Raw genomic sequence first — 1,664 nt, 5'->3', positions numbered from 1 at the left:
GAAGAGTGAAAAATAAAGTGAATTTTTGGGCGCACTTATATAAGGGTTCATAAAACCCCTGATTTTGCGATTGTTTGACAATAGAATAAAGATTAGTTATCGTTGCGCTTCACTAACTTAGAACTATCGTAACCAAGACTTTCAAGATAGGCAAAAACATTGTTTTCATTCAGAACAACACGCTCTACATGGTTTTGAGGCTTCATCAATTCCTCATAGTCAGCAGGGGTAAAAGGTTTCTTTTCCGAGACCATATGGTAAATACAGACCATCATCATTCTTGCGATGGCAATGATTGCTTTCTTATGGCCACGACGCTTTTTGATTCGCCCATATTTGATTGCAAAATAAGGCTGCTTTTTGTTTTTGATTGCGGCAAGGGCACACTGTACCATCATCGGTTTCAAGTAAGCGCCTGCTTTGGCAATTCGGACAGATTTTTTCTTACCTGCGGATTCATTGTTGGAAGGAGAAAGTCCACACCAGGAACAGAGGTGTCTGGCATCATCAAAAATGTTCATGTCAACGCCTGTTTCTGCGAGAACAATGGTGGAACTTAACTCTGTCATGCCGGGCATGGTGCTGACAAATTCCACAAACTCATAATAAGGTTTGATACGGACATAGAGTTCCACTTCGGTCTGGGTAATCATACCGTCAAGATATTCCAGATGGCCAAGGGCCAGTTCCAGTTTTTTTGCCTGGTCTGTTTCAATGTTGCAGCCTCTGATTGCTTCGATGATTTCATCAGACTTGGCTTTGGCCCCTTTTTTTATCAGTTTTCGGACAGCCTTTTCGTCAATGGAATCAGCGGTATGCTCCAGCAGATAAGACATGATTTCGGTTGCTGTTTTGCCGAAAGGGTCAGAAAGCACGCTGGCAATGCCGACATTGGAAACGGTCATACAGTTCTGGATGCGGTTCTTCTCAGAGGATTTCATGCAGACCAGCTTAAAGCGGTATCTGGCAAGTTCCCGGAGCTGGCGGAAATCCTTGGGAGGGATAAAGGAACATCTGACAAGGTCAAATTTGTAGAGGTCGGCAATCCATTTTGAATCCTTTTTGTCCGTTTTCTTGCCTTTGATAGCTTTGACATATTTGGGATGTGTAAGGCAGACCTCTATGTCCTTTTCGAGATAATTAAAAATAGGAATCCAATACTTTCCTGTGGATTCCATACAAACGTGATAACAATTATTCTCGATAAGCCAGTTGTGAAACTTTTGAATATCCGGGTTGATGGTTGAAAAGGATTTTTGCCTGTATTCGGATACTCCGTCCCTGTTAGTGATTACGATGGTTGCAACGATAACATTTTTGTGGACGTCAAGCCCACAGCAGATGGGGTATTTTAACTTCATCATAAGTATCACCACCTTATAAAAAGGAATAGCAACAGTGACTGTCATCCTGTGACTGAATAAACATGGTTTATTACCAATGATAAGAGTCCGGGCTCAAAGTCCCACTTGTTTGTGCTTGAAAGGATGACGGCACATATAATGATACGGGGTCGGAATAAATTCGCCACTCCTCCTTCCGTGCTCTGTAGTGTATTGCTATTCCCTACAGGGATTATAAATCAAATAGTGGAGAGGTACAACATTTTTTCATAACTTGTTTGTGCCTTGAGCGAAGCGAAAGGAATGACAAAAATGATGAAA

The 1,664-nt window shown here is 41.8% G+C and carries 1 protein-coding gene; it reads right to left on the bottom strand.

Translation table 11 applies throughout. The features are described 5' to 3' along the window. Window positions 1-92: 92 nt before the first annotated feature. Window positions 93-1,364 carry an IS110 family RNA-guided transposase gene (locus tag DWX59_RS28360; protein ID WP_117563481.1) on the bottom strand — a complete coding sequence of 424 codons (1,272 nt, stop codon included), beginning with the start codon at window positions 1,362-1,364 and terminating at the stop codon, window positions 93-95. Window positions 1,365-1,664 lie beyond the last annotated feature (300 nt).

The organism is Enterocloster aldenensis (assembly GCF_003434055.1).
In the GTDB taxonomy this organism is placed as follows: domain Bacteria; phylum Bacillota; class Clostridia; order Lachnospirales; family Lachnospiraceae; genus Enterocloster; species Enterocloster aldenensis.
The sequence above is the reverse complement of the archived record's forward strand: the minus strand, read 5'-3'. Positions and strand labels throughout refer to the sequence as shown.